2 protein-coding genes are annotated in these 1,058 nt (G+C 61.7%); both read left to right on the forward strand.

Annotated elements, in window-relative coordinates; translation table 11 throughout:
- The first annotated feature begins 70 nt into the window (after positions 1 to 70).
- Positions 71 to 814 (forward strand): DUF4142 domain-containing protein, encoded by a 744-nt coding sequence (locus ENZ74_RS32765; protein WP_063170169.1) that lies wholly within the window; start codon positions 71 to 73, stop codon positions 812 to 814.
- A gap of 20 nt (positions 815 to 834) precedes the next feature.
- On the forward strand, positions 835 to 1,058 hold a 224-nt coding region (locus ENZ74_RS32770; protein WP_348630711.1), incomplete at its 3' end, for a general stress protein.

The following is a 1,058-nucleotide window of genomic DNA, read 5'->3' on the forward strand; positions in this document are numbered from 1 at the left end:
TCGTCTGGGTATCGGAACAAAGCGCATCTTGGCCTGTTAGGGCGACGCATCCCAGGCAAGGACAAAGCCGATGAAAACACGACAATTTTTCGCATCGCTCGCCGCTGCTTCCATTTTTCTCGCCGTGCCTGCTTTTGCTGCCGACAGCGCCCAGGCCTTCGTCGACAAGGCTGCCATCGGCGGCAAGTTCGAAGTCGACTCGAGCCAGATTGCCTTGGGCAAGGTTCAGGACCAGAGCATCAAGGACTTCGCCCAGATGATGATCCGCGATCACGGCGCGGCCAATGCCAAGCTGGCAACGGTGGCCGGCGAACAAAAATTGAAAGTGCCGCCGGCGCTTGATGCCCAGCACCAGGGCGATCTCGACAAGCTCAAGAATGCGCAGGCTCCGATCGATCCAGCCTATGTCGACATGCAGCGCAAGGCGCATGCCGACGCCGTCAAGCTGTTCGAAACCTATGCCAGCGGCGGCGACAACGCCGGGCTCAAGACATTCGCCCAGCAAACGGTCGATACGCTGAAGACGCACCAGCAGATGATCGAAAAGATCGCAGCCGGGCAGGACGCCATCACGGGAGCGACAACACCGGCGGTGAAGACCGACAATACCCCCAATGCCGCCGCTCTCGTTCCCGGCGCAAACAGCTTCACCGAAGCCCAGGCCAAGAGCCGCATCGAGGGTGCAGGCTATACCAACGTGTCGAAGCTTACCAAGGACGACCAGGGCATCTGGCGGGGCCATGCCACCAAGGCAGGCGAAAGCCTCGCCGTCGGCCTGGACTATCAGGGCAACGTCGTTGCCGCCAGCAAGTGAGCACGGATCAGGAGAAATCAATGAAAACGGTAACTGGACTGTTCGACAACTATGACGACGCGGCCGACGCGGTCCGCGAACTGGAAGCCACGGGCGTCCCGCATGCGAACATCAGCATCGTCGCCAACAACTCGGATGACTGGTACGAGGGCGACCGTTCGGAGGCTGCCGAGGATGCCGGGGCTGGCGCGGGGATTGGAGCCGTGATCGGCGGTGCCGGCGGATTGCTGACAGGGGGGGGGGG

Origin of the sequence: Mesorhizobium sp. M7A.F.Ca.CA.002.15.2.1, from assembly GCF_003998715.1 — a bacterium.
Classification (GTDB): domain Bacteria; phylum Pseudomonadota; class Alphaproteobacteria; order Rhizobiales; family Rhizobiaceae; genus Mesorhizobium; species Mesorhizobium ciceri.